General features: G+C 69.0%; 1 protein-coding gene. It reads left to right on the top strand.

The window, feature by feature from the left end; all coding sequences use genetic code 11:
- Positions 1–852: Ig-like domain-containing protein (locus ARC39_RS25110; RefSeq protein ID WP_149866555.1), on the top strand; the 852-nt coding region annotated here is incomplete at both ends.

The raw sequence follows: 852 nt of genomic DNA, 5'->3' as shown, positions 1-852 counted from the left end.
ATACCGATGGCAGCTACAGCTACACACCGGCGCTGAACTACTTCGGCGTCGACGCGTTCGACGTCATCGCCAGCGACGGCAAGGGCGGTACCGATCAGGTGACCGTCGACGTCACGGTAACGCCGGTGAACGACCCGCCTGCGGCGCCGGACGAAACGGCGACCGGGGAGGCGAACCTCGAGGTGACCGGCCAGCTTGCCGCCACCGACCCCGAGGGAGACCCGCTGAGCTACGCGCGCGACACCGAGGCGGCGCATGGCACGGCATCGGTCGCCCCCGACGGCAGCTGGAGCTACACGCCGGATGCGGATTTCTCGGGCGAAGACAGCTTCGGCTATGTCGTCGACGACGGCCAGGGCGGCAGTGACACCGGCACGGTATTCGTGACCATCGAGGCAGCGGGCGGGACCTATGCCGAGCAATTCGGCACCGCCGGCAACGACGTGCTGGTGGGGGCGGACAGCCAGCGTGACGCGCTCTTCGGTCTCGGCGGCGACGATACGCTGATCGGGCGCTCCGGCGATGACCTGCTGGAGGGGGATGCCGGCATCGACCGGCTCGAAGGCGGCGCGGGCAACGACATCCTGCGCGACGGCCCGGGAGACGACCGGCTGTTCGGCGATGCCGGGGACGACCTGTTCGAGTTCGAGGGCGGCTCGGACCGCGCCGCGGGCGGCACCGGCACCGATACCTTCCTGCTGACCGAGGCATTCCGCGTGAACGGCACGGCCGACAAGGCAAAGGTCACCGACTACGAGGCCAACACCGACATCGTCGACCTCGCCGGCGCAACCGTCGCGTCCTACCTGGAGCAGAACAAGCGGGTCATCCTGACGCTCGATACCGGCGACA

The sequence above is a fragment of the Tropicimonas marinistellae genome (genome assembly GCF_001509585.1).
Lineage (GTDB): Bacteria > Pseudomonadota > Alphaproteobacteria > Rhodobacterales > Rhodobacteraceae > Tropicimonas > Tropicimonas marinistellae.
This window is presented reverse-complemented; position numbering and strand designations above follow the sequence as displayed.